The 26,432-nt window shown below is 53.2% G+C and carries 35 protein-coding genes; 4 read left to right on the top strand and 31 right to left on the bottom strand.

Translation table 11 applies throughout. The annotated features are described in order from the left end of the window. Positions 1–62: 62 nt before the first annotated feature. The 20 genes from hypD to DDY07_RS22390 all read right to left on the bottom strand — a co-directional run bounded on the left by hypD (position 63) and on the right by DDY07_RS22390 (position 14,165). Complete coding sequence (gene hypD / locus DDY07_RS22485; RefSeq protein ID WP_171697523.1) at positions 63–1,172, bottom strand: hydrogenase formation protein HypD; 1,110 nt, start codon at positions 1,170–1,172, stop codon at positions 63–65. Continuing rightward, a complete protein-coding gene (locus DDY07_RS22480) occupies positions 1,169–1,396 on the bottom strand; it encodes a HypC/HybG/HupF family hydrogenase formation chaperone (protein WP_020483413.1) in 228 nt (75 codons plus the stop codon). The genes hypD and DDY07_RS22480 overlap by 4 nt, the downstream gene beginning before the upstream one ends. A 243-nt stretch (positions 1,397–1,639) precedes the next feature. Then, positions 1,640–1,774, bottom strand: coding sequence for a hypothetical protein (locus DDY07_RS24355; protein WP_301539358.1), 135 nt, complete (start codon positions 1,772–1,774; stop codon positions 1,640–1,642). Continuing rightward, positions 1,771–1,983, bottom strand: a complete 213-nt coding sequence (locus DDY07_RS22470; protein WP_171697522.1) for an addiction module protein — start codon at positions 1,981–1,983, stop codon at positions 1,771–1,773. Before DDY07_RS22470 ends, DDY07_RS24355 begins: the two co-directional genes overlap by 4 nt. Positions 1,984–2,039: 56 nt before the next feature. Next, positions 2,040–2,867 (bottom strand): hydrogenase nickel incorporation protein HypB, encoded by an 828-nt coding sequence (hypB, locus tag DDY07_RS22465; protein ID WP_171697521.1) that lies wholly within the window; start codon positions 2,865–2,867, stop codon positions 2,040–2,042. Beyond that, entirely contained in the window at positions 2,867–3,208 is a 342-nt protein-coding gene (gene hypA / locus DDY07_RS22460) for a hydrogenase maturation nickel metallochaperone HypA (RefSeq protein WP_171697520.1), read from the bottom strand. The genes hypB and hypA overlap by 1 nt, the downstream gene beginning before the upstream one ends. A 19-nt stretch (positions 3,209–3,227) precedes the next feature. Further along, positions 3,228–4,385 carry a Ni,Fe-hydrogenase I large subunit gene (locus DDY07_RS22455; RefSeq protein ID WP_171697519.1) on the bottom strand — a complete coding sequence of 386 codons (1,158 nt, stop codon included), beginning with the start codon at positions 4,383–4,385 and terminating at the stop codon, positions 3,228–3,230. Continuing rightward, positions 4,386–4,847 (bottom strand): [NiFe]-hydrogenase assembly chaperone HybE, encoded by a 462-nt coding sequence (hybE, locus tag DDY07_RS22450; protein ID WP_171697518.1) that lies wholly within the window; start codon positions 4,845–4,847, stop codon positions 4,386–4,388. It lies immediately after the preceding gene. A gap of 2 nt (positions 4,848–4,849) precedes the next feature. Further along, on the bottom strand, positions 4,850–5,071 hold the full coding sequence (locus DDY07_RS22445) for a rubredoxin (RefSeq protein ID WP_171697517.1): 222 nt from the start codon (positions 5,069–5,071) through the stop codon (positions 4,850–4,852). Further along, a complete protein-coding gene (locus tag DDY07_RS22440) occupies positions 5,068–5,916 on the bottom strand; it encodes a hydrogenase expression/formation protein (protein WP_171697516.1) in 849 nt (282 codons plus the stop codon). The genes DDY07_RS22445 and DDY07_RS22440 overlap by 4 nt, the downstream gene beginning before the upstream one ends. A gap of 376 nt (positions 5,917–6,292) precedes the next feature. Next, positions 6,293–7,600, bottom strand: coding sequence for an ankyrin repeat domain-containing protein (locus DDY07_RS22435; protein WP_171697515.1), 1,308 nt, complete (start codon positions 7,598–7,600; stop codon positions 6,293–6,295). 409 nt (positions 7,601–8,009) lie between these two features. Then, a complete protein-coding gene (locus tag DDY07_RS22430) occupies positions 8,010–8,327 on the bottom strand; it encodes a CcdB family protein (protein WP_171697514.1) in 318 nt (105 codons plus the stop codon). Position 8,328: 1 nt separating this feature from the next. Continuing rightward, positions 8,329–8,568 carry a type II toxin-antitoxin system CcdA family antitoxin gene (locus tag DDY07_RS22425; protein WP_171697513.1) on the bottom strand — a complete coding sequence of 80 codons (240 nt, stop codon included), beginning with the start codon at positions 8,566–8,568 and terminating at the stop codon, positions 8,329–8,331. Positions 8,569–8,778: 210 nt separating this feature from the next. Then, positions 8,779–9,198 (bottom strand): hydrogenase, encoded by a 420-nt coding sequence (locus tag DDY07_RS22420; protein WP_171697512.1) that lies wholly within the window; start codon positions 9,196–9,198, stop codon positions 8,779–8,781. Then, complete coding sequence (locus DDY07_RS22415; RefSeq protein WP_033157846.1) at positions 9,195–9,491, bottom strand: HypC/HybG/HupF family hydrogenase formation chaperone; 297 nt, start codon at positions 9,489–9,491, stop codon at positions 9,195–9,197. Before DDY07_RS22415 ends, DDY07_RS22420 begins: the two co-directional genes overlap by 4 nt. Beyond that, the gene (locus tag DDY07_RS22410) at positions 9,491–10,177 is read right to left on the bottom strand and encodes a HyaD/HybD family hydrogenase maturation endopeptidase (protein WP_171697511.1); all 687 of its coding nucleotides are present in this window, start codon (positions 10,175–10,177) and stop codon (positions 9,491–9,493) included. The genes DDY07_RS22415 and DDY07_RS22410 overlap by 1 nt, the downstream gene beginning before the upstream one ends. An 89-nt stretch (positions 10,178–10,266) precedes the next feature. Beyond that, complete coding sequence (gene cybH, locus DDY07_RS22405; protein WP_171697510.1) at positions 10,267–10,962, bottom strand: Ni/Fe-hydrogenase, b-type cytochrome subunit; 696 nt, start codon at positions 10,960–10,962, stop codon at positions 10,267–10,269. Continuing rightward, positions 10,959–11,183: a hypothetical protein gene (locus DDY07_RS22400; protein ID WP_171697509.1), complete on the bottom strand. Its 225-nt coding sequence runs from the start codon at positions 11,181–11,183 to the stop codon at positions 10,959–10,961. The genes cybH and DDY07_RS22400 overlap by 4 nt, the downstream gene beginning before the upstream one ends. A 94-nt stretch (positions 11,184–11,277) precedes the next feature. Continuing rightward, positions 11,278–13,074, bottom strand: a complete 1,797-nt coding sequence (locus tag DDY07_RS22395; protein WP_171697508.1) for a nickel-dependent hydrogenase large subunit — start codon at positions 13,072–13,074, stop codon at positions 11,278–11,280. Beyond that, entirely contained in the window at positions 13,074–14,165 is a 1,092-nt protein-coding gene (locus tag DDY07_RS22390) for a hydrogenase small subunit (RefSeq protein ID WP_020483432.1), read from the bottom strand. The genes DDY07_RS22395 and DDY07_RS22390 overlap by 1 nt, the downstream gene beginning before the upstream one ends. 634 nt (positions 14,166–14,799) lie before the next feature. On the opposite strand from DDY07_RS22390, the gene DDY07_RS22385 reads away from it, so the two are divergent. Then, positions 14,800–14,964: a hypothetical protein gene (locus DDY07_RS22385; protein WP_171697507.1), complete on the top strand. Its 165-nt coding sequence runs from the start codon at positions 14,800–14,802 to the stop codon at positions 14,962–14,964. A gap of 102 nt (positions 14,965–15,066) precedes the next feature. Here DDY07_RS22385 and DDY07_RS22380 read toward each other — a convergent pair whose 3' ends face one another. From DDY07_RS22380 to gcvH, 9 genes are all read right to left on the bottom strand, one after another. Beyond that, positions 15,067–15,396: a hypothetical protein gene (locus tag DDY07_RS22380; RefSeq protein WP_216614795.1), complete on the bottom strand. Its 330-nt coding sequence runs from the start codon at positions 15,394–15,396 to the stop codon at positions 15,067–15,069. Between the two features lie 189 nt (positions 15,397–15,585). Beyond that, positions 15,586–16,101 (bottom strand): hypothetical protein, encoded by a 516-nt coding sequence (locus tag DDY07_RS22375; RefSeq protein ID WP_171697506.1) that lies wholly within the window; start codon positions 16,099–16,101, stop codon positions 15,586–15,588. A gap of 41 nt (positions 16,102–16,142) precedes the next feature. Further along, positions 16,143–16,775, bottom strand: coding sequence for a sulfite oxidase heme-binding subunit YedZ (locus DDY07_RS22370; protein ID WP_165786374.1), 633 nt, complete (start codon positions 16,773–16,775; stop codon positions 16,143–16,145). A 2-nt stretch (positions 16,776–16,777) separates the two neighbouring features. After that, positions 16,778–17,707 (bottom strand): protein-methionine-sulfoxide reductase catalytic subunit MsrP, encoded by a 930-nt coding sequence (gene msrP / locus DDY07_RS22365; protein WP_101054328.1) that lies wholly within the window; start codon positions 17,705–17,707, stop codon positions 16,778–16,780. A 104-nt stretch (positions 17,708–17,811) separates the two neighbouring features. Beyond that, entirely contained in the window at positions 17,812–18,189 is a 378-nt protein-coding gene (locus DDY07_RS22360) for a hypothetical protein (protein WP_133120719.1), read from the bottom strand. Positions 18,190–18,289: 100 nt separating this feature from the next. Continuing rightward, on the bottom strand, positions 18,290–19,105 hold the full coding sequence (gene mazG, locus DDY07_RS22355; protein ID WP_171697505.1) for a nucleoside triphosphate pyrophosphohydrolase: 816 nt from the start codon (positions 19,103–19,105) through the stop codon (positions 18,290–18,292). Beyond that, on the bottom strand, positions 19,102–20,034 hold the full coding sequence (locus DDY07_RS22350) for a carbohydrate kinase family protein (protein ID WP_171697504.1): 933 nt from the start codon (positions 20,032–20,034) through the stop codon (positions 19,102–19,104). The genes mazG and DDY07_RS22350 overlap by 4 nt, the downstream gene beginning before the upstream one ends. Before the next feature lie 103 nt (positions 20,035–20,137). Continuing rightward, on the bottom strand, positions 20,138–20,497 hold the full coding sequence (locus DDY07_RS22345; protein WP_033157835.1) for a diacylglycerol kinase: 360 nt from the start codon (positions 20,495–20,497) through the stop codon (positions 20,138–20,140). 9 nt (positions 20,498–20,506) lie between these two features. Continuing rightward, positions 20,507–20,890, bottom strand: coding sequence for a glycine cleavage system protein GcvH (gene gcvH, locus DDY07_RS22340; RefSeq protein ID WP_033157834.1), 384 nt, complete (start codon positions 20,888–20,890; stop codon positions 20,507–20,509). A gap of 166 nt (positions 20,891–21,056) precedes the next feature. On the opposite strand from gcvH, the gene DDY07_RS22335 reads away from it, so the two are divergent. Next, complete coding sequence (locus DDY07_RS22335) at positions 21,057–22,085, top strand: hypothetical protein (protein ID WP_033157833.1); 1,029 nt, start codon at positions 21,057–21,059, stop codon at positions 22,083–22,085. Between the two features lie 7 nt (positions 22,086–22,092). Here DDY07_RS22335 and DDY07_RS22330 read toward each other — a convergent pair whose 3' ends face one another. Both DDY07_RS22330 and DDY07_RS22325 read right to left on the bottom strand, forming a co-directional pair. Beyond that, the gene (locus DDY07_RS22330; protein ID WP_171697871.1) at positions 22,093–23,133 is read right to left on the bottom strand and encodes an MJ1255/VC2487 family glycosyltransferase; all 1,041 of its coding nucleotides are present in this window, start codon (positions 23,131–23,133) and stop codon (positions 22,093–22,095) included. After that, on the bottom strand, positions 23,133–23,654 hold the full coding sequence (locus DDY07_RS22325; RefSeq protein WP_171697503.1) for a phosphatase PAP2 family protein: 522 nt from the start codon (positions 23,652–23,654) through the stop codon (positions 23,133–23,135). The genes DDY07_RS22330 and DDY07_RS22325 overlap by 1 nt, the downstream gene beginning before the upstream one ends. Before the next feature lie 278 nt (positions 23,655–23,932). Between DDY07_RS22325 and DDY07_RS22320 the strand changes: the two genes are divergently transcribed. Continuing rightward, positions 23,933–25,390, top strand: a complete 1,458-nt coding sequence (locus tag DDY07_RS22320) for a TrkH family potassium uptake protein (protein ID WP_171697502.1) — start codon at positions 23,933–23,935, stop codon at positions 25,388–25,390. A gap of 98 nt (positions 25,391–25,488) precedes the next feature. Continuing rightward, positions 25,489–26,418 carry a protein translocase subunit SecF gene (gene secF / locus DDY07_RS22315; protein WP_033157829.1) on the top strand — a complete coding sequence of 310 codons (930 nt, stop codon included), beginning with the start codon at positions 25,489–25,491 and terminating at the stop codon, positions 26,416–26,418. The last annotated feature ends 14 nt before the right edge of the window (positions 26,419–26,432 follow it).

Raw genomic sequence — 26,432 nt, 5'->3', positions numbered from 1 at the left:
CCGCATCACTTAGTCCGCTAAACACGGGCCACCCAAGCGGGCGTTAAATAGCGCCCGCTTTTCTAACTTCGCCGCAGCCGCCCATAACTCCAGTAGGCCGCGCAAGCCCCTTCCGACGATACCATGCACGAGCCCATCGGGTTTTCCGGGGTGCAGACGGTACCCAGCAGTTTGCAATCCTGCGGCTTTTTCGCGCCACGTAAGATGGCCGGACACTCGCAACCTTTGACATCGCTGGCTTGGATGGCCGGCATACGGAAGCGCTGTTCGGCATCGAACTCGGCGTATTCGGCTTTTAACTTCAATGCGCTATTGGGGATCAAACCCAAACCGCGCCATTCAAAGTGCGGCCGTAACTCGAATATCTCGGCCATCAAGGCTTGGGCTTTGAGATTGCCTTCGCGCGTCACCGCGCGGCTGTATTCGTTTTCCACTGTATGCTGACCGGCATTGAGTTGGCGGATCAACATCAAGGCCGATTGCATCACGTCCAGCGGCTCGAAACCGGCGATGACGATGGGCTTGGCGTAATCCTGAGCAAAGGCTTCATAGGGTTTGCTGCCGATCACGCTGCTGACGTGCGACGGGCCGAGAAAGGCGTCGATTTGTACCGGCTCCGGCGCATTCAGAATGGCTTGCATCGCCGCTGGGGTTAGTACGTGGTTGCAGAACACGCTGAAATTGCCCAAGCCTTCGGCTTGAGCTTGTTTGATAGCCACCGCCGTCGGCGGCGTGGTGGTTTCGAAACCGATGGCGAAGAACACTACCTGTTTGTCTGGATTATCGCGGGCGATTTTCAAGGCATCCTGGGTCGAATAGATCATGCGAATATCGCCGCCGGCAGCTTTGGCTTTTAACAAGCTGTTCCGCTGCGAAGCGGGTACTCGCATCAGATCGGCATAGGTGCAAAGGATCACATCGTGTTGTTCTACCAGTTGAATCGCATTGTCGATGCGCCCGGTCGGCAACACACACACCGGGCAACCGGGGCCGTGAATGAACTCGACATTGCTCGGCATTAAATCCTGCACGCCGTAACGGAAAATCGCGTGGGTATGGCCGCCGCAGAACTCCATTAACCGGTAATGGCGGTCTGGATTAACGGTTTCGGCAATGACCTGCGCCAATTGCTTTGCTACATCATGCTGACGGAATTCGTCGATGTATTTCATGAGGCGGTTAGACCGGCTTCCGCAAACAAGGCCAAGGTTTTCAGGGCCTCGTCCTCGTCGATCTTGTTCAGCGCGTAACCCACATGCACCAGCACGTAATCACCGACTTTCACATCATCCACCAAAGCCAACGATACTTCGACCTTGACGCCGTCCACGCTGGCGGTCGCCATCTGTGTTGCAAAATCAATGTCGGTAATTTGGGCAGGGAGAGCTAGGCACATAAGCTGATTGTTGATGTTGTAGATTAATTCGGCGCTTGCTTTAGTATCACTTTTTACATGAGGGCTTCTGGTTGAGACCTTATTACCCAATTCTTTCCATCCAATAATCAGGTTTTCGATGCAAATGCGCTACGGCAATTACGATAACTTTGCCTTCATCAAGACCGTACAAAACACCATACGGAAAACGTTTTATCAGGCAGCGTCTTATCTCATTGCCAATCAACAAGTGTAGGATTTTGGTTACGCGGTAATTCGCCTAATCGCGGCATCGAACTCGTTTAAAAACTGCAGACCTAGATTCTTTTGCTGAATTTCATACCATTCAAAGGCCTGATCGAGCTCGGCTTGCGCGGCTTCGAGAAATTCAACCTTCATTTATATTTCTGCATAACCGCTTCATAACTGACTGTTTTTAGCTTGCCATCTTTATAGCCTTGCCAACGTTTTTGCGCCTCGTCGCGCCAGACAGCATCGATTTCCGGATTCGGCGCATCCAGATCGGCAAGCAACATCTCTGCTAAACGCAATTTCTCCAGTGGCATTAAGTGGCTGATTTGTTGGTAAATTTCTTGACTAGTCGGCATATCCTTTCCTCGAAAATGAAGGTAAACGGTCAGAAAAAATCTTACCGCATAGTGATTTAAGCATACTCAATCCGCTGCAAAGCCATCTCAGCCCGTAGCCAGGTCAGCCAGTTGTCCATGCCTTCGCCAGTCTTGGCCGATAGCGACAAGACTTTGATGCGCGGGTTAACTTGCTTCGCGTACTGGATGCATTGGGCGCTGTCAAAATCCAGGTAAGGCAGTAAATCGGTTTTGTTTAAGATCATCAAATCGGCGGCATGAAACATATCCGGATATTTGATCGGCTTGTCTTCGCCCTCGGTAACCGACAGGATCACCACTTTATGCGCTTCACCCAAGTCAAAAGCCGATGGACACACCAAATTGCCGACGTTTTCGATGAACAGCAAACTATGCTCAGGCAAATTTAGGCTTTCCAAGCCATGGCCGACCCGGTGCGCGTCCAGATGACAGCCCTTGCCGGTATTGATTTGCAGCGCCGGAACGCCGGTGGCGCGGATGCGGTCGGCATCGCGGGCGGTTTGTTGGTCGCCTTCGATCACCGCGATGCTCAACTCCTCTTTCAAACGCAGAATGGTTTCGGTCAGCAGCGTGGTTTTGCCGGAACCGGGACTGGACACCAGGTTTAAAGCCAGCATACCGCGCTCGCTAAAATAACGGCGGTTTTCGTCGGCATAACGATTGTTCTTGGCCAGAATATCCTGCTCGATCTGCACCATCCGCGCCTGGGTCAGACCGGGAGCATGTGAATGTTCTGCAGTATGTTCGTGATGATGGTGATGTCCATGCTCGTGACTGTGGTGGTGATCATGAGCATGCTCGTGCTCATGTGATTCGTCGTGCGAGTGGGTATGGCCCTCGCCGCAGCCGCATACGCCGCACATTACTCTACCTCCAGTTCTTTAATTCGCATTTGATCGCCATCGACGATCTGTAATTGATGACTGCCGCAGTGCGGGCACTCGTCGTATAACTGTTGTACCAATACCTCGCAGCCGCAGGGCATGCACCATGCCACACCCGGCACGTCGATAATTTCCAAGCGGGCCTGATCGGCCAACGAGCCTTGCATCACCACTTCAAAACTAAACTGCATCGCCTCCGGCTCCACGCCCGACAAAGCGCCGATCTCCAGCCACACGGTCTTAACCTTGGCAAATTGCTGGGCCTTGGCCTGCTGTTCGATAATCTGTAACACGCTCTCGCAGAGCGACATTTCGTGCATGATGATTGGTCTGTAAGTTTCAGTTTTCCAGCGTCAACACCAGTCGGTATTGCACACAAGGGTCCACCGCGTTAATCAGCCATTCCGCCTGCTGCCGCAAACCATCGACAGCGTCCGCTTGCAAACACTTTAAACCTTGGGCCAACACACCACCGGGATGAAAATTCCATTCGGTCGGAGCCACTATGCGGTAATCGTACACCCTGCCTTCACGCAACTCCAGGCGATGAATCAATAAGCCGCGCGCGGCTTGGACTTGCGCCAAGCCAAGGCCATCGCCGGCGTACGCCGACGTCATGCCAGCCATTGAGCTTATTCCCCGCGGGATTACTGCCACTTCCATCAACACGGCAACAAAGCGCAGCAACAAACCATTGCCGTAACGACTACGCAAATCCGCGAGCAAGGGCGACGTTTGCTGACGACTCAATGGCGTCGTCTCAAAACAGCGACCCAGCCACTGTGGCGTCCGACAGAAGACCAATAGATCCGTGTTTTGCATCTGCCTGTTCAGTTCGGCCGGCTCCAATTCCGGCAAACCCACCACTAGGCTGTTCCCCAGCGCCGGCCAATCGCGTTGATATACAACATTCAATAGCTGCGCTGCCAATCCTGTATTTACATCCAACCAGTCGCGCAAATGCGCTTCGTCCGAAATCGCCAGAAACCCGTTGCGGCCGCCCGCAAAAATCGCTTGATCGATTAAGCTGGTCAATTCATCAAGCAAAGTCTGCAAAAACGCTCCGTCGATCTGCAACAGGCTATCCAGCTTGAACGCCTCGCCATCTTTGAATAAACACGATTTGAACTGTTTATCCAATTTCAAAAGCGCCGCAAGTGCGATCTTATCGGCAGGCTGACCCAGCAAGACCGGCCAATCCAATAATATCCGCCAAGCGTGTTCGCGCACGGTTTCCAGTTGCACCAAGCATTCCCGAGCGGCATCGACTTCCGGCTCGGCGGGCATCTGCAAGGCAGCGCGGCAGGCCATTAAAGCCGCGTAAGCCTGGGCATTGCCGCATAAAGAAAACAGTAGAGGCACCATGCTCAAAACCTGCTCGGGCGCTTTGCCGACCAGCACCCGCGCCGCTTCGGGCCGAGTAGAGTCTATCTTCACCGCACCGACCTGGCCGGCGCGATGCCTCAGTTCGATAGTAATCTCGCCCGCCGGCGTCACTTAAGGTCTTACCAAATTGCCGCGCAACAAATCGCGGCGGCTGATCGCTCGTGGCGCGGGAACGGCTAGCAAAGCTTGCAATGCACTTTCCGCAGCCGCAACGGCCGCCGCTTGGTCGGCAAATTGAAACATCGGCGAAAATAGCGAACATTGCGCGTAGCGCCCCAATTGCCGTTCATCAGCGACGACGAACTCGAAACTGCCGTACGGAAAAGCCTGTTCAAACTTGGTTCCCGGCGCTTGCGCCGGCCATTGGCTATCCGGGCCTGCCAGCAGCAACAGATTCATAAACCAGGGCGTAATCAATACGCCAGCCCAATCGGCGTTGTAGCGATTAAACCCCAGGGCTCGCACCGCCAATGCCGGATTCAGTACCGGCATGTCGCGCATCCGTAGAGCCAGGATGTCGTTAAACACGGCTTCCAGCGTTTGCCGAATCTGCTCACCGTCCTGCCAGTGCATACTTAGTCGTCCAGCACCAAAAAGCCTTGTTTGGGCGCGCCGCATTGCGGGCAACTCCAATGCTCAGGCAAGTCGGCAAAGGCGGTACCGGGCGGCACCTGCCAAACGGCATCGCCTTCGGCAGGGTCATAGACGTGCCAGCAAATCTTGCATTCCAGCTTGGCCTCGGGAGGCAAGCGCGAGGCATCGCCGCCGTATGCACCAGCAAAAAAGCCTTCGCTCACAAATACACCTGCAAAATTTCCTGCAAACGCTGGTGGCTGTCGGCAATGTCTTCCGCCGACGCGCACGCCACATTCGGCACGTCGCTAACTTCCAGGGTATTGAGAATCAGCGTGTCTTGCGAATTAAAATAGCGCACCCACCAGACATTGCGGGTGGCGGTAGCGTCGATCCGACAGTTGCCGTAACCGCGCGACAAAATCGTCACCGCGCCCTTGCCCAAGCGTTGCTCCAAAAACGCCAAATCCTGCTCGGTTTGCGGCAGCAAACTCAGATTGATGATGTGCGCTTCGGCGACGGGTTGATACTCGGCGATTTTGGCATTCAACTCGGCCAGCAGCGGCGGCGCGTTCATCACCCCGTCCGGCAACGCGCTCATGTCGGTATCGATATGCTCAGCAGCATCGGCAAATGCGGTTTGCAAAATCGCTTGCGGGATAATGCCAACTTCCAATGTATCGGTGACGATCTGCTTTTGCGCATCCAGACGTTGCGAACGCCAGACACCGGCCAGCACCGATTCCTGAATCCGAAGCGTTTGCGCACCATTACTCAGCATGCTGACTTCGCCTTCGCCGAGCAGTTCGTCGACGAACTGGCGATTGGTTTGGTCCAGGGATATCAAGTCTATGGTTTGGCTGGTTGCTGGATACTTTGCCAAATTCTGTTCGAGCTGCTGCAACGCGGTTTTGGCCTGTGCCAGATCAGCCGCATTCAAGTCCACCGAAATCGTCGGCATCCGGTAGGTCGTCATTTCTTCCGGCATCGCCAGATAGTCGAGTTCGACGCCGTCTTCTTCGGCGGGTTGACTGCCTTGGCCGAAAATGGGGAGATTTATTGAGGTCATGTTTTGGCCATTGTTTCGAGTTATCTGTTGGATTTACGGGAGTTTGTTTATTTGGTGTCGCTATCGCGGTTTATTTGAAGTCGGGTCTCGGCCCGACAGCCGAAATACTTTCTTTTGCGTGGCCAAAAGAAAGTATTCAAAGAAAAGGCCACCCGACATTCCGCCTTAATCCTGCGCTTCTCGCTTTTGGCGAGGGTTTTCGGAAGGGCCATCCCTGGCCCTCCGAAAACGAGCGGCATCCCTGCCGCTCCCCTATCGGGCTAGTCTCGCCAAAAGCTGCGATGCTCGGGGCGGAATAACGGGGGAAAACCGTTGCGAAATTCAAAGGTAAATCAGGGGAACAAAATACGCATCCCGATTATCTGGTGATGCCTTATTATCTAGCTCCAAACTGAATAAGTAATTTCTCCGCTGGCTTATTGCCCATATATCTCGCAAACTCAAGTGGGGTGAGTTTCTTTTCGGCAAACGTAATTTCAGGGCCTACAGACAACGTATTTTCATTAATCCGTTTGATACCGGAAACAGGGAATTTAAAACTGTAACTCTTGTTTAAGTCCAATCCATGCGCCAGGAAAAGTTTTAGCACACTCTCCGCCGAATCATTTTCGGCCGTTCCCACCCACTGTGTAACAGACAAATCGTCGACTTCGGCGCCGTTATTAAATAAAAGCTCGATAATGTCAGGTCTTTCATAAAGAATTGCTTCAGATAATGCACTGTCACCATTTTGAGCCTTTAAGTTTTTACTACCCACGGTTTCGATGAGGACCTTCGCCAAATCGTAGGAATCTTCAGAAGAAGTGATTGCATATTCAATCGGAGTCACTGATCTATACTCGTAACCCTTTTCTGGCTCTTTCGGAAACACATTAGGCAAAGCGCCTTTTAATAGAAGTGCTTTGACTAGATCCAACCGTCTTTCATAAATGGCTACCCATAGCGGAGTCGTTGAGTTTTTCCCCGCGTAATTTATATCCCAGCCCGCGGCAAAGGCTACTTCAAAAGCAGTGAGTCCGGGCAATCGACTAATCAAATACCACGGATTATTATCAGGGGTTCGCATTTCCTTCGCTTCCCGCAGAATGCGTTCGTCATCTTCTAAAATTCGGTAATATTTTTTGCCGTCTGCTTCTTGGAATTGCTCAAGCTCGCATTCTACGGCCAGTTGAAAATCGCCCGTTAAGCGCCAAACAGCCCTAGGAGAATTCTCGTCAGTGACAAAAGCGTGGCGTCCTCGATAACCTGCATTCAATACAACGATGTACGGTACACCATCAACCTTGATCACTCTCTTCTCATATGAATCAGTCGTAATTGGATTGATGAAGTCTTGTGCCCCGCTAACCTTTATTTCATTCCCTTGGTCACGGGCCGGATTTATCAGCGCCAATTCATATTCCGAGTTGATTCCAGCAACTAACCCTTTGATAGACGCATCGACTGTAAACGAACCAAATATCTCTTCGAAGCCGTCGCCATTAAGATCTTCTTTGACGGTATAAATTGATGTTTTGAGTACTGCCGGAAATGCTTCACGCAAGGAAGGCTCATCCTTTAGCACCGAAGATTGGATTTTTCCGGCATCGGCAATTTCGATTATGGATTGGCAAGCGGAGCCTGGTCTGACATTCGTTTGACAACCGGGAAGCACAAAAAATGACAGCAACAATATTCGATACATCAAACACTCCAAAACGTTTGTGGCAGTTCGTAGGCTGGATAGAGCAAAGCGATACCCAGCAATATAGGCCAAAACTGCGTTTACACTAGCATCCCAACCCAACCCACCAAAAAACCTTTGCTACACACCATAACCGTTGGAGTGGACTATTCCCGTTATTCCGCCCCGAGCATCGCAGTTTTTGGCGAGATCAGCCCGCAGGGGAGCGGCAGGGATGCCGCTCGTTTTCGGAGGGCCAGGGATGGCTCTTCTGAAAACCCTCGCCAAAAGCGAGAAGCGCAGGATTAAGGCGGAATGTCGGGTGGCCTTTTCTTTGGATACTTTCTTTTGGCCAAGCAAAAGAAAGTATCTCGGCCGTCGGGCCGAGACCCGACTTTAAAACACCCGTCGCGACAGCGACACCGAAAACTCAAAACCCCTGAAACAAAAAATCCAACGCTGCCCCAACCTCAAACCGCTGCGCTTCCAACGACATCACGGGTGATTTCAAAATCCGCGCCGGAATAGCCGCCAATTTCGGCGTTTCCAATACACATTCAAGCCCATCGACCAGCACAATCGGGCTCAAATTAGTGGGTAACTTGACTGCCGGAAAGCGATCAAGCCGGCGCAGCGGTACGACGACTCGGCTGTCCAAAGAATTCAAGACATCGCTTTGCACATCCAGCAGATACGGTACGTCGTCGGACGTTGCACTGCTATTGCGGTAAACATCGAAACGCGCCATGTCAGAAAGACCGCCATTCGTCCAGCGGCAAACCGTCTTGCTCAATCGTTTGGTTGTAGGCTGCGATGAACTCGGCATGCTCTTGCTGCCAACGCCTTTCTCTTTCGCCGCGCACCAACTCGCGCAGGTATCGGTCGCAGGCCTGCGAAATATTGATATTCAATGCCTTGGCCTCTGCGAGCACATCGGCAGACAAGGTGATGTTGGTGGCTTTCTTTGTTGCGCTGTTCGTGGCTGCCATGATGTTGTCTCCATGAATATGGCTTTAGCATGCGCATTGTACTCCAACATAAAGACTGTTGGAGTACTGCGCAATAGTGACACCAAATTGTTAAAGAGCCGGTGAGAACTTAATCCTCGACCAAAAAGCGCGCTAGCCAGAAAACTGGCTTTTGGCTTCGAATGTTGGGTTACGCTCAATCGAGCTAACCCAACCTACATTTTTTGAAAACTAAGCGTGCCCACCACAAACCTTCCCTAGATCAAACCCCGGTGGCTGCCCCGGCTCGGCGGCCAAAATCCTGGCAAACTCCTGCCCGTATTCCGCCCAATCTTTGATCCCGGTAATCACGCCCAAATACTCGCCGCCGCGCAAAAATACCAAGGACGGCCAACTACTAAAGTGAAACTTGGCCTGCAACTCGCGTTCGATGGATTTATCAATTACCGCGCCGAATAAACGGCCGGCAAAGGCTTTTAACAACTCCGGCAAAATCACCGCCACATCGTGGCTTTCCGGAAAGATCACCGGGTCGTTGGCAAAGAACAGTACAACGGTGTCATGCCCGTGCACGAATAAATCGTAACTGTCGGCATCCAACAGCGGCAGGCCATGGCGGATGTGCAGTTGCTCCAGCAAGGGCGTGCTCATGTTCTTAAAAACTCCGGCAGTTCGGGTTCGCGGTCGACCAGATCGGCGAATAAATGATCAAAGTTGGTTTCACCTTGCATCGCCAAGCGCATGGCTTCTAAGGCATCGGCGATTTGCGCGGCGCGCTCTGCGGAGATGACTTCCCGGGCAGCATCCAGAAACACCAGCAACCAAGTGCCGGCGACTTGTTCGCCCACCAACATCATGTCGATCAGCGTGGTTTGGCCGCGATACTCACACAGCGCGGAATCGCCGCGCGGTTCAATGACTTGCATGGGAATACCGATGCACATCAGTATTTGCCCCGGTAATCGACATCGACTTGCAGGCTAGGCAGGTCGGAAGCGGGAGGCGGTTTCACTTCGAAGGCGGCGGATAACACGATACGTTCGTCACCCAACCGGCAGGCTTGTTCGGGCGACGGCCGTTCTTGTTCGTAGCGTTGGATATTCAAGATCGGATCGGCCAATACTTGCGGCGTGTCCACACATTCAGCAACGACACCGAACCTTTGCAGATAAGACAGAGCCATGTCAATCGCCGGTTGAATTTGCGCTTTGACGGCGGGCCGCAGGCTGCCGCCGTAGTCTTCCAACTCTTCCGGCTGCACGCCAATCAGCAGTAAATGCTGGGGATGTTGACCGAGCATTTGCGCCAGGGCCAATACTTCCTGAAAGCCGGTTTGGTGCAGGCTCATTTTCTTCGCGCCCAGGAAATTCGGCACCTCGTCATTTTCAACGCGCTTCATGGTGGCCGGCGGCAAGCCGTAATCCACCGCGTCGAACACCACCAACACGTCCGCCGCTTGCACATGTTCGATCAAATACACGCCCTGCGTACCACCATCCACCACTTGCACGTTATCCGGGAAACGATAGTGCTTTTGCAGATGCTCGATGACACGCACGCCAAAGCCTTCGTCGGCCCAAAGCAGGTTGCCGATGCCGAGCAACAGGATGTTGGCTGGACTACTTGCCATGGCTCGCTCAGGCAAGCGTAGGGTGGGCACAATTAAGTGCCCATTGTTCTGTTCCGCGTGGGCACCAAAACCGTGCCCACCCTACGCATTTAATGGGCATCGTCCACCGGTTTGTCGTCTTTAAAAGTGCGCCAGCCGCTAACAATCGTCGACAGCATGCTCTGCCCGGACAATTTGTCTTCACGCACCGCGACATAAACATGAATCAGCACGAAGCAGACGATGAACCACATCACCAGATGATGCCAGGTGTGCACGGTTTGACTGTCGCCGAACAACGGCAACAGCCAACTGCTGAACAGCGTGTATTGCCAACTACCCTGCCCCTCGCCTTCGCCGTACAAGGCAAAGCCGGTGAAGATCATGAACAGAGAGCCCCATACCAACACAAAATGCATTGCCAAAATCGCCAGCGGGTTGTGACCGATGTAGTGACGCGGCGCTTTGGCGATAAAGGCGTACCAAAGCACTTCCTGCAGGACGCCATCCCAAAAATGCACTTGCAGCAAAGGTGGAAAAAAGATTTGCCGGGCGTGTTCGTTGCCGGCATAGGCCCAGTACAAACGCCCCAACAAACCGATCACCAATACATAACCGGCGGCAAAATGCGCGAAGCGGATATAGCCCATCAGAAAATGTTCGCTGGCTTCGCCGACTGGGGACGGTAACGGCGATGCAATCAGATAGCCGCTAACCGCCAGCACGCTAATCGCCAAAGCATTAACCGCATGCCAGAGTCGAACCGGCAGTTCGTAAACGTAAACCGGAGCGAGTGGTGCGCTCATTGCGGTCTCCGGCCCGATGCTTTGCTGCGAAGCCAAAGGCTACGCAGCAGTGCTGCCGCCGCTATCGATAAAACTGCTGTAAACAGATGCGGCAGCCAGGCCGAGTAAGCGGTCAGCATATGTTCCAGGCTGTGCGTCAAGGCATCGATGCCGGGGTGGCTGTGGGCTTCGGCTTGGCCGAAAACCAGTAACAAGGCGATGGATGGCAATATTTTGTTCATAAGCTCTCCCGGTAGGGTGGATAAGGCAAACGCATCCACCATGGAATTTAAAAAAGGCGGATGCGCTACGCTTATCCGCCCTACATTTTTATGGTTATCGGACTTTCACCCGTGTCAATTCCGTACCGTCCGGACTCATCACATGCGTTGAGCAAGCCAGACAAGGGTCGAAACTATGCAGCGTGCGCAAAATTTCCACCGGTTCGTCCGGCACCTCGACTTTAGTGTTCATCAACGAAGCCTCGAACGCACCGATATTGCCTTGCTCGTCGCGCGGTGAACCGTTCCAGGTAGTCGGCACCACGCATTGATAGTTAGCGATCTTGGTGTCTTCGATTTTCAGCCAATGACCCAGCGCACCGCGCGGGGCTTCGGTGAAACCGACGCCTTTGACGCTGCTCGGCCAGGTTTCCGGGTCCCAGCGTTCGACGTTGGCCGTGCTTAAATCGCCGGCTTTCAGATTGATGATTAGTTTGTCCATGAAATAACGCATCTTGCCGGCGGCCCATTGCGCTTCCAGACCGCGCGCGGCGGTTCTACCCAAGGTCGAGAACAAGGCACTGACCGGGACGTCCAGGGTTTTTAGAACAAAGTTGATCTGCTCGGTAATCTCCTGGTTGCCTTGCGCGTAGCCGATGACATAGCGCGCCAACGGACCCACTTCCATGGCATGGCCGCGCCAGCGTGGGGCTTTGATCCAGGAATATTTGGCGCTTTCGTCCAGCTCTTGGATGTTAGTGCGGTCGCCCTTGGTTTTGGCACCGATTTTATAGTTCGGTTCGGTGATGCCGTCCCAGGGATGCAAGCCCAGCGCTTCATCCGGGTATTTGTACCAGGAGTGCGGCACGTATTCCTTAATTTGCTCGGGATCGGTCAAATCCACTTCATGAACTTTCGTCAGATCGCCGTTGATGATCGCGCCGCGCGGCATCAGCAAATTGGCGGCAGAATAGTCGTTGGCCTTATCCGGGATGTCACCGTAAGACAGCATGCTGGCACCGGCCAAACCACCGCCGTACATCCAGCCCTTGTAGAACTGCGCAATCGCGAGTAGATCAGGAATGTAAACCTGGTCGATAAAAGTAATGGTGCGGTCAATAATCGACGAAATCAGGTTCAAGCGCTCCATGTTCACCGCACCGACCGCGCCGACGCCGTCCAGATTGATCGCGCATGGCACGCCGCCCACCAACCAATTCGGATGCGGGTCCTTGCCGCCGAAGATGGTGCGGATTTTCATGATGTCTTTTTGAAAATCCAGCGCTTCCAGATAATGCGTCACCGCTAGCAAATCGGCTTCCGGCGGCAGCAAATAGGCCGGATTAGTCCAGTAACCGTTCTTGAACGGGCCAAGCTGACCGGATTCGACGAACTTTTTCAGGCGGTTTTGCGTGTCGCGGAAATAGCCCGGCGAAGACTTGGGGTTGCTAGGCGAAATCTGTTGCTGCAAAGCCGAGGTCGCGACCGGATCGGCCTTTAAAGCGTTGACTGGATTCACCCAATCCAACGCATGCAAATGATAGAAATGCACCAAGTGATCGTGCGCCTGCAAGCTGAGCTGCATGATGTTGCGGATCGAGTTGGCGTTTTCCGGAATCTTGATTTTCAAGGCATCCTCGACGGCCCGCACCGAGGTCAAGGCGTGGGTACCGGTGCAGACGCCGCAGATACGTTGCACGAAAGCCCAGGCGTCGCGCGGATCGCGGCCTTTTAAAATCACTTCCAGCCCGCGCCACATGGTGCCGCTGGAGATGGCATTACGGATGATGTTGTCGTCGTCGATATTGACTTCGCAGCGCATGTGGCCTTCGATTCGGGTGACCGGATCGACCACGACGCGGCGGCCGGCGTCGTTTAAATTAAAACCGTTGGGGGTGTTTCGGACTGTCATTATTGCTGCGCTCCTGGTTGTTTATCCCCGGCTTGTTTGGCGTTATTCAAAGCCGTCAAACCGGCATGCGCGGCAACACCGGCCCCGACAATCGCGGCGGCGGTGCCGCCGACCACATCGGCGTTAGCTTCGATACCAAATTGGTTGATGCCGGTGAGGCGGTCGTAAAAGCTGCCTTTATCCCAGAAACCATCCTCGGAACAACCGATACAGCCGTGGCCCGATTGAATCGGAAAGGAGGTGCCTTCGTTCCATTTCACCGTGGAGCAGGCGTTGTAAGTGGTCGGGCCTTTGCAACCCATTTTGTACAGGCAGTGACCTTGGCGGGCGGCTTCGTCGTCCCATTGCTCGACGAACTGGCCGGCGTCGAAATGCGGCCGGCGGTAGCATTTGTCGTGGATGCGCTGACTGTAGAACATTTGCGGCCGGCCTTGTTTGTCCAGGGTCGGCAGCTTGTCGAACGTTAATAGATAAGCCACCACGGCGGTCATCACTTCAGCAATCGGTGGGCAACCAGGCACCTTAATAATCGGTTTGTCAGCTAAACCGGGGACTTTGTGTACCGGTGTGGCGCGAGTCGGATTGGGCTTGGCGGCTTGTACGCAACCCCAGGAGGCACAAGAACCCCAGGAAATGATGGCCTTGCAGCTTTCTGCGGCGTATTTCAGCTGATCAACGAAGGGCTTGCCGCCAATAATGCAATACATGCCGTCTTCAGCCAGCGGCGGATTGCCTTCCACGGCCAGAATGTAATTGCCTTTGTATTTTTCGACGATCTCGGTGACGATAGCTTCGGCGTTATGGCCGGCGGCAGCCATAATGGTGTCGTCGTAATCCAGGGACAGCATCGACAGGATCACGTCTTTCGCCAACGGGTGCCCGGAGCGGATGAAGGATTCCGAACAACAGGTGCATTCCAGACCGTGCAACCACAATACCGGGATTCGGGGTTTGGTTTCCATCGCATGCGCAATTTTCGGCGCAAATGCCGGCGACAAGCCCAGCGAGGCAGCAGTTAAGCTGCAGAATTTCAGAAAACTGCGGCGGGTGATGCCTTGCCTGCGCATCACATCGTAAAAGGTTTCGATCATGGATACTCCAGTCGTCGTTATGGCTAATCAAAGTGACTGGCTTGACGAAACCACGCGATGTCGGCGTTGATTGTTGTTATCCAGTAGCTTCAACAGCAAGCTTTCAAAGCCGCCCCCGCAGCCGTGCCGCCCAAAACGCTTGCGAACACTTGAAAACCTTTGATTGTTATTATTGGAGTGCAGCACCAACAACATTTTGCTACCGGCGTTGCCCCGCCTTGCCTGAGCAACATCCATGCCGATCAGCGGACAACGCTAAAACCTTTAAGATCGTGGGACAATTAGAGTTTTACCTTGCTCTACTCCTGTCTGCAAAGCAACAAAGCTAACAAAACCATGCGGAAATTGCCGGAAATACGACATTCAGGGTGAGTTAAAAATGGATGCGAAAATCCTCTCCGCACTTGGTTGAGAGGCCTGAGGATGGGAATGGCGGCAAAAGTGAATAACTCTATGCAGACTGGATTAACCCAAAATAATTAAGTTGAAACGGCACTGCAATCCGTTCCATCCCATCGCCAGGCGCCCCTTATGAACCGCGTTATCATGCTGATGTTACTGACTTTATGTAACACCCATGTTGTGACCGATTGGACCCCGGAATTGGCAGCGCACGAACAAGCACAGCCGGAAAATGACGGACAGCAAACGCAAGAACCTAGGTGCGGCAGCCAAGGGCAACTCGGATGCGGAAGTGAATCGTTTGTACGACGCCAAGATCAAACTAACTACAGACCAGGCCAATCACCTGGCTCAGGAAGCTCGCAGTGCGCAAAGAAATACGGGCAATCAGGAATAGTGCCTCCGCCCGCCGTTCGGAGAAATTAAACTCCTCGCCTGGAATGTTTGGACTAACCCGCTCACACTCCTGGCAAAGGAACTGCCAACTACCGGTGCTGGCTTACTCGCCGTCTATTTCTTGTTCCAGCAAAGTCCGCAGACCGGCCGGCATTTCCAGGGTTTCCGGATCCCAGCCTTCCAGCTCCAGCACATCTTTCAGGCATTCTTCCATGATCAAATGGGCTTGTTGCGTGGCCTCGGCAATGCGTTGATGCACCCTGGTTTGCACCTCGCTACCGCTGCGCTCGGAGCAATTGGCCTGATAGTCGAACAGCTTGCGCAAGCTATCGATCTGTCCGCCCACTTGCGACGGGCAGGAACACATGTACAAAATCCCCTGGACGTTGATACGTTTGAGTTGTTGATTGCTAAATTGGGTTTCCAGTTTCATGATGCGAGCTCTCGATTTTCTCATTTATTATAATTATCGGGTTGGCGCCAACCCTGGCTCTAAATCTTTTCCGCCAAATACGCCGCTAAGCTTCGACCGGCGGCATAGGCTATCAAGGCCACGGCCAGTTATCAACTTTAGGCATTTTCGTTACATGCCAGATGGCGAGTTTTCGCCATCAATCCAAGATCAAGCCAGCGCTAAGCCACCGCTGATCAATTGCCGAGTACGGGCATAGGTTTCCTGAATGATTAAGGCATCGGTACTGGCTCGATGCCGCATCAAGGCCATATCCTGAATCACCTGCCGTTTGGTTTGGCTCCAGATATCCATTTGCGCTTCTTTTAATATCATTTCCAACGCGCTCAGATAAAAACCCGGCTGTACGCCGCAGCGAAAGAACAAGCGAGATAGCCACGGTTTATCGACCACCCAGCCATCGCTATACACCGTTTTACCGGCTAAAAAATCATTCAATTCGCTGGCCACCAGAGCGACGGGTTTTCCACAATTGATTAAGATCTCCCGACTGAGGCCATGTACACGCTCAGCCTGCGCATCCCAATGAGTCCAATCGCTGGCCGGCTTGATCAGCGCGCAATATTTCTGCCCGTTTCCCAATACCACGCCCACTTCGATAGGATAACTATCGAAGCCAAACCCGGAGGCTTCAAAATCGATGACATTGGGTCTGATGGTTTGCAACTGAGCATCCCTTTGCAAATCGTAAAACGTGTAAGCCTAGCCTAAATCGACGAATAAGATCGACGTAAACGGGCCGATTTAATTTTATAAAACCAGCGTAAAACCAGTAACAAAACCAGTATGCCGCCGAACAGCAAGGGCCGGCTCAGATCTTTTTTGACCAGCCAGGCAAAATGCACCACGCCGGCAACGGCAATCGGGTAAACCAAACCGTGCAAGCGTTTCCAGTTTTTGCCGCCGAGCCGGCGCTGCATGGCGTTGGTAGAGGTTACCGCCAGCGGAATCAGCAGCAAAAACGCCGCAAAACCAACAGTAATGTAAGGACGTTTCAGGATGTCTTTAGCAATAGCCGACCAATCGAAAAACTGGTCCAAAACCAAATACGTCGAAAAATGCAGGCAAGCATAAAAAAATGCAAACAAGCCCAGCATCCGCCTGAGCCGGACCAACCAGTTTGCGCCGCTTAGCTGCCGTAGCGGCGTGACACCCAGACTGATCAACAAAAACGTCAAGGTCCAATAACCGGTATTGTGGGTGATTTTTTCGATGGGATTAGCACCCAATTGGTCTTGCCAGGCCGCCGTCAGCAATAACCCCAGGGGCAGCAAAGCCGCCAAAAACACCAGCGGTTTTAGACTCCGCAGGTGACTATCGTCAAGCGCTTTCCAATTCATAGTTAAAAGTTTTTAGTCAAATCCATCCCGGTATACAAACCGGCTACTTGCTCGGCATAGCCGTTGAACGGCAAGGTCGGCCGTTTTAGAAAGTCGCCCAAGCGGCGTTCCTTGGCTTGGCTCCAGCGGGGGTGATCGACTGCCGGGTTGACGTTGGCATAAAAGCCGTATTCATTTGGACCGGCTTGCATCCAACTGGTCGTGGGCTGCTGTTTGACCAAACGAATCTTGACGATGGATTTGGCGCTTTTGAAACCGTATTTCCACGGCACGACAATACGCACCGGTGCGCCATTTTGATTGGGCAAGACTTCGCCGTACAAACCAAAAGTCAGCAAAGCCAAGGGATGCATGGCTTCATCGATCCGCAGGCCTTCGCGATACGGCCATTCCAATACCGCCCGCCGCTGGCCGGGCATTTGCTCGGGGTCGTGCAAGCTGACGAATTCCACATAACGCGCCTCGCTGGTCGGTTCCACTTGTTTCAACAGCTCCGCTAAGGGATAACCCAACCAGGGAATCACCATCGACCAGGCCTCCACGCAACGCAGGCGATAAATGCGCTCCTGCATCGGTGCCAATTTCAGCAAATCTTCGATGGCAAATTGTTTGGGTTTGCGGACCTCGCCTTCGACACTTACCGTCCAGGGCCGGGTTGTCAGACGGCCGGCCATTTTGGCCGGACCTTCCTTGCTGGTGTCGAATTCGTAAAAATTATTGTATTGGCTGACATCTTCCAAAGGCGTCAGTTTATCGGTCAAGCCGTAAGCTTCGGAGAGACTGCTTGCCAGTTTTTCTCCGCCAACAGCAGATCCTGCCAGCAAAGCGGCAGATCCGCCAAGCGCCAACTGCATGAAATGCCGGCGCTGGTAAAACAGCTCGCGCGGCGTGATTTCGGAAGCGGGAATTGCGGGGATGCCGGGAAGTTTCATGGGGACGCCTCGTGAAAAGTTTAGAACCACTCGACCGTATACCGGGCCAGCAGTTCCGCTTGCGGCAAAATCAGACCATGGGCTTTGCTGCGGTCGTCCACGCTCTATTTGTGTGGCTTTTTCTTGCTATCCGACTTTTTGGCTGCCGCCTTTTTTGTAGCAGTCTTTTTTGTAGCAGTCTTTTTTGCGGACTTGGCGACTTTTTTATGCGCGGATTTCCGTGGATTTTCCTCCGCTGTCACTTTCGCGGCGTCAGTTTGCGCAGACTGCTCTGCCAGATCCGCGCTATCCGGCGGCAAATCCGGCATCGGCAATATGGCAGCGTCGCTGCCGTCATCAACGGCTGCCCGGTCGCAGTCCGGCAAGTCTTGATCTTCAGGTGAGCAAATGACTCGATAGATAATTTTCCGGTCTTCGTTTTTACCGGTTTTAGGTTCTAGCGGCCTAACAATAGGCGCGGTGTCGTCTGAGATTGTGCCCAATAATTCGGCCGCGGCTGTTTCACTGTATGCCCAAACGCTAAAAAGCAAACTCAAATAACACGCCAGGTATATCGGGCGACTGGAATCACTACTACGCCGACTAGCCATGGGGCTGCAATTGCTTTAAGTGACGTTTGGCTTCATCCCATAAGCCGTCCAGTTCCGCCAATTCGCAATCGCGCAGCTCGCGACCGGAGGCTTCCACTTGCTTTTCGATGTAATTGAAGCGGCGGGTGAATTTTTTAGTGGCTTCGCGCAAGGCGATTTCCGGATTGACTTTCAGGTGCCGAGCCAGATTGACGACCACCAACAACAAATCGCCGATTTCCTCCTGGATATGGGCTTGATCGCCGGACTGCCAAGCTTCGTGGACTTCCTGCAACTCCTCGCGCACTTTGTCGAATACCGGCTCGGTTTCCGGCCAATCGAAACCGTGGCTAGCGGCACGATTTTGGATTTTCTCGCATTGCACTAGCGCCGGCAGGCTTTGCGCGACGCCGGCCAACACACTTTCGGTGTGCTGCGCAGGCTGTTTCAAACGGCGTTCTTGCGCTTTGGCCTCGTCCCAGGCTTGCTGGCGCTGCTCATCGGTATCGAATTTAACCTCGGCAAACACATGCGGATGCCGACTCACCAGCTTTTCGCTAATTGCCGCCGCGACTTGCTCGAAATCGAACAAACCGCGCTCATCGGCAATTTGCGAGTGAAACACGACTTGCAGCAACAGGTCACCCAATTCGCCACGTAAATCGTCGAAATCGTTACGTTCGATGGCGTCGGCCACCTCGTAAGCTTCTTCGATGGTGTAGGGAATCAGGCTATGGAAATCCTGCTTGACGTCCCAGGCGCAACCCCTCTCCGGGTCGCGCAAGCGGGCCATCAACGCCAGCAATTCCTGGGTTTTCGTCAAACTCAAAATGTCGAACCGAAGGTATCCTGATAGCGTTTTTTGAACTCCGCCATCGTGAAGGTGTGGTTCTGGGTGCCATTGTGCTCAATTTTGATCGCGCCCAACAGTGAAGCAATCCGCCCGGTAACATCCCAATCGTAATCGTTGATCAGACCATACAGCAGACCAGCCCGATAAGCGTCTCCGCAGCCGGTGGGGTCCAGCAGTTGTTTGGGCTTGGCGGGCGGAATATCGATCACTTCGCCGCGCGTGTATACCTTGGAACCGTTACCGCCCAAGGTGATGATCAAGGCGTCGACTTTTTCGGCAATTTGCTCCAACGTCAGGCCTGTGCGCTGCTGCATCAACTCCGACTCATAGTCGTTAAAGGTGGCGTAATTAGCCAGTTCCAGGAACTCCAACAATTCTTCGCCATCAAACATCGGCATGCCTTGGCCGGGATCGAAAATAAACGGAATGCCTTGCTCGGCGAATTGCTGGGCGTGCTCTTGCATGCCTTGCTTACCGTCCGGGGAGACGATACCAATGGTAATGCCCGAGTCAGACGGCACGGTATTTAAATGCGAAAAACTCATGGCACCGGGATGGAAAGCGGTAATTTGGTTATCGTCTACATCGGTGGTGATATAGGCTTGACCGGTGTAATGATCGTCCAGCACCTTGATATAACGGCTGGAAATGCCGCATTGGCTCAGCCATTGCGCGTAGGGTTCGAAATCGTGGCCGACGGTCGCCATGATAGACGGCTCTTCCTGCAACAATTTCAGGTTATAAGCAATGTTACCGGCGCAACCGCCGTATTCGCGGCGCAAGGCCGGCACCAGGAAAGACACGTTAAGCATGTGTACTTTCTCGGGGAGGATGTGATGTTTAAATTTGTCGTGAAACACCATGATGGTGTCGTAGGCCATGGAGCCACAGATCAATGCACTCATTATTATCCTTGTTTGACGATTTTAGCCGCCTTAAGGTAACGGATGTTTGAAACAGGCACAAGACGAAAGCGACAAAATCAGCCGCTCTCCTTGCCTTTATCCCTTACAAAAGAATCAACGCCCAGGTCACGCCGGCCCAAATCAAGGACAACATGACTGCCGCCGAGCCTATGTCCTTGGCGCGTCCGGATAACTCGTGATGCTCGAAACCGACCCTGTCCACGACCGCTTCTACCGCGGAATTCAGCAACTCCACCAGCAACACCAAAACCACGCTGCCGATTAACAAGACTTTTTCGATAGCGGTTTGCCCCAGCCAGATCGCCAGCGGCGTTGTGACCACGAACAAGGCCACTTCCTGACGAAACGCTTCCTCGTGCTGCCAGGTAGCCTTAAAGCCGGCGACCGAAAAAAAGCAGGCGTTAATCAGCCGCTTAAGTCCCTTTGCATTTTGATTTGCCATTACTTATTCCTACTCCTCGATCAGGGTCCGATAACCATCGGCATCCATTAATTGTTCCAGTTCCGCCGGGTTATCGGCTTTGATGCAAAACAGCCAGGTTTGATACGCGCCGTCGTTTACCAACTCCGGCTCGTCTGTCACCGCTTCGTTAACTTCAACCACGCTGCCGCTGACCGGGCTGAACAAATCGGAAGCTGTTTTGACCGATTCCACCACCGCCAGTTGTTCGCCCGCTTTTACGACCCGGCCGACATCCGGCAAGCCGATAAAAACGATGTCGCCCAATTCGGACTGCGCGAAGTCGGTGATACCGACGCGCACCAGATTGCCGTCTTCCAGCTTGGCCCATTCATGGGTTTGCGCATATTTCAAATTTTCAGGTGTTTCACTCATTTGCATTTCCCTCAAGCCGTCACAGTAATCCGAAAGGATAACCGGCTATTTTTTTAACACAACAAAAAATTACAGACGCCAGCCCAAACTTTATAATCCCGACTCTATGGGAAGCACTTACAACAAGTTCGGCCATTAAGACGTCAAACTACATTCAACAAAATTCATGCGCATAGCACTTTTCCTAGCAGGCTGGCTTGGCTTTGTTAGCCTGACTCCGACCGCCGCCAGGGCGGACGATGACGACGCCCCCGCAAGCACCGACCGAACTAAACCGGCCGACGGCAACGCCGCCGGCGACGTGTTACAGCTGAACAGCGCCGCGCAAAAGCGGGCCGGCATTCAAACCCAAACACTGGTAGTGGTTAAACAAACGCCCGAATTTGCCGCTTACGGCACGGTGGTCAATCCGGAACCACTGCTGAGCATCCGCCAGCAATTCCTGGCCGCCAGCGCCCAGCAAGACAGCGCCCAAGCCCGTTACAGCGAAGCGGCGCAAAACCTGAACCGCACCCGCGACCTGCATCAACAGGACATCGTTTCCACCCGCCGCTTGCAGGAACAGCAAGCTATCTGGCAGGCGGACAAAGCCAATCTGGCTGCCAACAGCTATCAGCAGCAACTCATAGCAGCCAACAGCCGCCTAGTGTGGGGCGACACCCTGAGCAACTGGTTTACCCATGCTCAGGATAAAAACGCCATGCAACTGCTGGAACATCGCGCCCAGTTACTGCAAATCACCCTGCCCGCGAATAGCCGGCTCGATCCCGGCGTCAAACTTATTCATATCCACGAACGCGGCCAGCGCCAAGCCGCCTTGCCCGCCGCGCTGATTTCCGCCTCGCCGCAAGTCGACCCTGTGTCGCAAGGCCCGCGTTATTTTTTCAAATGCGCGGACTGCCGCCTGCCCTTCGGCACCCATATTACCGCCTGGATTCCAGAGGGCGGCCAAGCCAGTAGCGGCGTCAATATCCCGCAACCGGCCTTGGTCTGGCATCTGGGTCAGGCTTTTGTGTTTATCAAAACCGATGCGGAGCATTTCAGCCGCCGAGCGCTCAAGCAATACAGCAGCAATAGCCAAGGTTATTTCGTCGCCGGCGATTTGCGGCCCGGCGAAGAAATAGTGACCACCGGCGCGCAAACGCTGTTATCGCAACAATTGAAAGGCCTGATACCGGACGAGGACAAGGATTAGAGCCGGCTTAGTGTTTTATCTGCAACACCTGGACCGATTCCCAAACCCGCTCAGTAAACTCCGCATCCATCGCCGGCATGCCATCCTGGAGCCACTGCACGATCACTTTAGCGATATTGGGATAGGTGACATGCACCGCATGGGGATTGTGCAGCCAGTCCTCGATCACCGCGTCATCCAAATCAAACATCGTATGGCCGTAGCCCAGTTGCTTTAATGCTTCGGCGTTGGAAATCTGCTCCATTTGCGCGTGCAATGGCTTGACCAGGATCTTCTTGCCCAATTGCAAGGACTCGCTGGCCAATTCGAAGCCCGCATTGCTGATGATGCCGGCGCAATCGTACAAATCCCTCTGGAAACCTGCTCTGGACAGTTGCTTGCAAACGATGTGCGGATATTTCGACACCGCCGGTTCCGGCGAGTACACATGAAACTCAAAATTTTCGAATGGGCACAGCAGCTTAACCACTACTTGCGGATCTTCGAAAGGCAAATACACCAATATTTTATTGGCCTGGGTGTTTTGCGGAAACGCCGGGGTTTCGATAATCGGCGGCAAAATCGGTTGGCCGAAATGGTGCCAGTGCAGACCTATGCCGATGTCCGCCGGGGCAAAATACTTCATCACCTGCTCGGCAATCGGATCGCCGCCGGCGCGGGGAATTTTGTGTCTAAACGCATATTGATGGCCGATCCCCAGCACTTTTTTCTTTTGCCGTTTGGCGGCCCAGGCGGTAACGGGTTCGAAATCGCTGATCACCAAATCGTAAGCACTTAAGTCCAGGCTGCTGATGTCTCTGATAAAGCGGATCGGACTGGCCTCCAACGCGGTTTTTACGTAACTGACCTGGCCGTTATGGGTGTTAAAGGTCAAGCCGGTTTTGACTTGGTAACCGTTAAACACCTCCATATCGAAGTATTTGTCCGCCGGCCGGCCGGTAAATTGGAAGGTCACATCAAAACCCGCCGCATACAGTTCTTTCGCCATCACTCGTGCGCGTGTGATGTGACCATTGCCCGTGCCTTGCACACCATAAAAAATTTTCATCATAAAATGTAATTGAGACTAAAAATTGCCGCGCCAACCCCCAAGACCACGCCCATCAGCGTGTCGGTGGGAAAATGCACGCCCAAAACCACTCTGGAAAAACCGACCAGCGCGGCCCAAACATAAAGAACCGGCAGCAACGCAGGCGCGAAATAGCCCACTAAAGTTGCCACCATGAATGCGGCCGAAGTATGTCCGGAGGGAAAACTGAATTGATCCGATGGCGTAATCACGCTCTGGAAATCCTGCAGCGCTTGTTGCGGACGGTTGCGTTTAAAGCCTTTTTTTAGCAGCGTATAGACCGGTCTTTCGATTAGAAACGCTAATATCATGGCCCGCAATAACGCATCGTTGATCCCTTGATCCCAATAGAGCCAGGCCGCGAGAATGACGTACAGAAAACCGTCGGCGGTGCGGGAAATCATGCGGCAAAAGCGCACTAGGTAGGCATGGATGGCAACGCTGTTCAACCAGGTAAACATCGTCACGTCGTACTTATGAATGGAGTAAATCAGCTTCATGGTCTGGCCCTCGTTGTTTGCCGCGCGCGTCGACCGCGACCTTCACGCAGCAGTTGAAAATCTTCGATTTTCCGTTTCACGTTGATCCCTGATGACGAGACCAGCTTAGAGATGCTTTGTGACAACAATATGAAGCTTTGTTTAAGCTTATGTGACAGGCCCATTTCGGCGATTGTTTGTTACAATTGCCGGCTGCGGCGCGCTTGGCTGTTTGGCGCGTTCGAGACCGGCGATCTATAACAACACGGCAAAACCTTTTCGGTTTTAATCAGGGCACTATGCAACGTTTTTGCACTATAGGTTTTGTACTCGGCCTGATCTTGATGGTCTTCGGCGTGACCTACGCGCTACCCATAGCCACTTCGCTGTATTTCGAGGATGGCATGGTCGATCACTTTGTAAACGGCATGTCACTGAATATAGGGATTGGCAGTCTGCTTTCCGGCGTGACCATGCGCTTTCGCGGCGATGTGAAAACCCGAGACGGCTACTTGCTGGTAGCTTCGTTCTGGGTATTGATGTCTTCCGCGGCCACATTGCCGCTGATTTGGGGCATACCCGGCCTGTCGTTCACGGACGCTTTTTTTGAATGCGTTTCCGGCTTTACCACCACCGGCGCCACGGTATTGGTCGGTCTGGACAATTTGGCCCCGTCACTGAACCTCTGGCGACACGAGCTAAACTGGATAGGTGGATTGGGCATCATCGTCCTGGCCGTGGCAATTTTGCCGTTGTTGGGTGTTGGTGGTATGCAGTTGTATAAAGCCGAGATCGCTGGCCCGGTCAAGGACAGCAAAATCACCCCGCGCATCACCGAAACCGCCCGCTTGCTCTGGCTAGTCTACGCCGGCGCCACCTTAGCCTGTATCCTGGCATTGAATTTGGCCGGCATGGGTTGGTTCGACGCCATCTGCCACTCATTTTCCACTCTCGGACTGGGTGGGTTTTCGACGCACGACGCCAGCATCAGCTTTTACGATTCGGCAGCTATCGAACTGGTGCTGACTATTTTCATGCTGATCGCCGCGATGAATTTCGCGACACATTACACGGTACTGCATAATCGCAGCCTTAAGCCGTATTTGTCCGACCCGGAAGCGATACCGATGCTGGGTGTCATAGCCTGTAGTACCTTACTTTGCAGCAGCTATCTTTGGCATTTCGATATTTACCCGGATTTTTTCATTTCTCTGCGTCATGTTACTTTCAACCTGGTTTCTATCGCCACCGACTGCGGCTTCGCCAGCATCGATTACGACACATGGCCACCCTTTGTCCCTTGGTGGATGCTGTATTTAAGCTGCATCACAGCCTGCACCGGCTCAACCGGCGGTGGCATCAAAATGTTCAGAACCCTACTGCTTTGGAAACAGGCAGGACGGGAAATGTTCAGCCTGCTGCATCCCCGCGCGGTCAATCCCATTCGGATTGGCGACACGCCGATTGCCAACAAAATCATCTTCGCCGTCCTGGCGTTTATTTTTCTGTACTTCATTTCGATTGTGGTGATGACTTTCACCCTGATCTTTACCGGACTGGACCCGATTTCCGCCCTTAGCGCCGTAATCGCCTGTATTAATAACGCCGGCCCCGGCCTAAACCAGCTAGGCCCATCACATAGTTACGCCAGCCTCAGTGATTTCCAAACCTGGATTTGCGCAATAACCATGTTACTCGGCCGTCTGGAAGTCTTTACGCTAATCGTGCTTTTTACACCCACTTTCTGGAGAAAATAGTACAATTCGTCGCCTTATCGTCCGCAAGCCCTCTATAAAAACAACATAGACTTAGCGTGACCGGATCGCAACACTCACCACTTATCAGGAACATTGGCATGACTTCCGCTACACATATTGATTTTCTTAGTAAAAGAAAGCTGGCCTTTTACTTTTCCGGCACGCTGTTGTTAATTTCCATTGTTTCATTTTTCGTCAAGGGTCTGGATCTGGGCATAGACTTTACCGGCGGCAGCGTCTACGAATTGCATTACAACCAAGCCGCCGATCTAGACAAGATGCGCAGCACGCTGGAGCAACAAGGCTTCGCCGATGCCAATCTGCAACATTTCGGTAGCGCGGCTGACGTGTTAATCCGCTTGAAGCCGGTAGAAAACATCAGCCAAAAAGAGCTTAGCGAAAAAGTGCTAAATGTCGCTAACAGCAGCCAAAGCCAACCCGGCGAACTGCGCCGCGTGGAATTCGTCGGCCCGCAAGTGGGCGATGACTTGGTCAACGATGGCGGCCTGGCCCTGTTCTTCGCTTTTGTCGGCATCATGTTTTACGTCAGCATTCGCTTTGAGTGGAAATTATCCTTGAGCGCGATCGCTGCCTTATTCCACGACAGTATCATCACGATGGGTTTTTTCTCGGTATTTGGCTGGGAATTCGACATGACCGTGTTATCAGCAATTTTGGCCTTGATCGGTTATTCCATCAACGACACCATCGTGGTCTACGACCGGATTCGTGAAACCGTCCGCACCAGTCGCATCAAGGAATCAATCAACGACATCGTTAACACCGCACTGAACGACACGCTGAGCCGGACCATTCTGACCTCGTTAACCGTCTTCTTAACACTGTTGGCCCTAGCTTTCCTCGGCGGCAAAACCATCCACGGCTTCGCGATTGCTATGCTGATCGGCGTCGTTAAAGGCACCTACTCGTCGATTTACATCGCCAGCTCACTCGCTTTGAGCCTGGGCTTGAGCCGCGACGACCTGATGCCGCCCGCCAAAGACAGCGTCGTCGACGACATGCCTTAACCCGAATTTTCATT

Source organism: Methylomonas sp. ZR1 (assembly GCF_013141865.1).
Taxonomy (GTDB): Bacteria; Pseudomonadota; Gammaproteobacteria; order Methylococcales; family Methylomonadaceae; genus Methylomonas.
This window is presented reverse-complemented; position numbering and strand designations above follow the sequence as displayed.

Coding starts and splice junctions, on each gene's coding strand:
- hypD (WP_171697523.1), bottom strand. CDS start 1,172: ATGAAATACATCGACGAATTCCGTCAGCATGATGTAGCAAAGCAATTG.
- DDY07_RS22480 (WP_020483413.1), bottom strand. CDS start 1,396: ATGTGCCTAGCTCTCCCTGCCCAAATTACCGACATTGATTTTGCAACA.
- DDY07_RS24355 (WP_301539358.1), bottom strand. CDS start 1,774: ATGAAGGTTGAATTTCTCGAAGCCGCGCAAGCCGAGCTCGATCAGGCC.
- DDY07_RS22470 (WP_171697522.1), bottom strand. CDS start 1,983: ATGCCGACTAGTCAAGAAATTTACCAACAAATCAGCCACTTAATGCCA.
- hypB (WP_171697521.1), bottom strand. CDS start 2,867: ATGTGCGGCGTATGCGGCTGCGGCGAGGGCCATACCCACTCGCACGAC.
- hypA (WP_171697520.1), bottom strand. CDS start 3,208: ATGCACGAAATGTCGCTCTGCGAGAGCGTGTTACAGATTATCGAACAG.
- hybE (WP_171697518.1), bottom strand. CDS start 4,847: ATGCACTGGCAGGACGGTGAGCAGATTCGGCAAACGCTGGAAGCCGTG.
- DDY07_RS22440 (WP_171697516.1), bottom strand. CDS start 5,916: ATGACCTCAATAAATCTCCCCATTTTCGGCCAAGGCAGTCAACCCGCC.
- DDY07_RS22435 (WP_171697515.1), bottom strand. CDS start 7,600: ATGTATCGAATATTGTTGCTGTCATTTTTTGTGCTTCCCGGTTGTCAA.
- DDY07_RS22430 (WP_171697514.1), bottom strand. CDS start 8,327: ATGGCGCGTTTCGATGTTTACCGCAATAGCAGTGCAACGTCCGACGAC.
- DDY07_RS22425 (WP_171697513.1), bottom strand. CDS start 8,568: ATGGCAGCCACGAACAGCGCAACAAAGAAAGCCACCAACATCACCTTG.
- DDY07_RS22420 (WP_171697512.1), bottom strand. CDS start 9,198: ATGAGCACGCCCTTGCTGGAGCAACTGCACATCCGCCATGGCCTGCCG.
- DDY07_RS22415 (WP_033157846.1), bottom strand. CDS start 9,491: ATGTGCATCGGTATTCCCATGCAAGTCATTGAACCGCGCGGCGATTCC.
- DDY07_RS22410 (WP_171697511.1), bottom strand. CDS start 10,177: ATGGCAAGTAGTCCAGCCAACATCCTGTTGCTCGGCATCGGCAACCTG.
- cybH (WP_171697510.1), bottom strand. CDS start 10,962: ATGAGCGCACCACTCGCTCCGGTTTACGTTTACGAACTGCCGGTTCGA.
- DDY07_RS22400 (WP_171697509.1), bottom strand. CDS start 11,183: ATGAACAAAATATTGCCATCCATCGCCTTGTTACTGGTTTTCGGCCAA.
- DDY07_RS22395 (WP_171697508.1), bottom strand. CDS start 13,074: ATGACAGTCCGAAACACCCCCAACGGTTTTAATTTAAACGACGCCGGC.
- DDY07_RS22390 (WP_020483432.1), bottom strand. CDS start 14,165: ATGATCGAAACCTTTTACGATGTGATGCGCAGGCAAGGCATCACCCGC.
- DDY07_RS22385 (WP_171697507.1), top strand. CDS start 14,800: ATGACGGACAGCAAACGCAAGAACCTAGGTGCGGCAGCCAAGGGCAAC.
- DDY07_RS22380 (WP_216614795.1), bottom strand. CDS start 15,396: ATGAAACTGGAAACCCAATTTAGCAATCAACAACTCAAACGTATCAAC.
- DDY07_RS22370 (WP_165786374.1), bottom strand. CDS start 16,775: ATGAATTGGAAAGCGCTTGACGATAGTCACCTGCGGAGTCTAAAACCG.
- msrP (WP_101054328.1), bottom strand. CDS start 17,707: ATGAAACTTCCCGGCATCCCCGCAATTCCCGCTTCCGAAATCACGCCG.
- DDY07_RS22350 (WP_171697504.1), bottom strand. CDS start 20,034: ATGAGTGCATTGATCTGTGGCTCCATGGCCTACGACACCATCATGGTG.
- DDY07_RS22345 (WP_033157835.1), bottom strand. CDS start 20,497: ATGGCAAATCAAAATGCAAAGGGACTTAAGCGGCTGATTAACGCCTGC.
- gcvH (WP_033157834.1), bottom strand. CDS start 20,890: ATGAGTGAAACACCTGAAAATTTGAAATATGCGCAAACCCATGAATGG.
- DDY07_RS22335 (WP_033157833.1), top strand. CDS start 21,057: ATGCGCATAGCACTTTTCCTAGCAGGCTGGCTTGGCTTTGTTAGCCTG.
- DDY07_RS22330 (WP_171697871.1), bottom strand. CDS start 23,133: ATGAAAATTTTTTATGGTGTGCAAGGCACGGGCAATGGTCACATCACA.
- DDY07_RS22325 (WP_171697503.1), bottom strand. CDS start 23,654: ATGAAGCTGATTTACTCCATTCATAAGTACGACGTGACGATGTTTACC.
- DDY07_RS22320 (WP_171697502.1), top strand. CDS start 23,933: ATGCAACGTTTTTGCACTATAGGTTTTGTACTCGGCCTGATCTTGATG.
- secF (WP_033157829.1), top strand. CDS start 25,489: ATGACTTCCGCTACACATATTGATTTTCTTAGTAAAAGAAAGCTGGCC.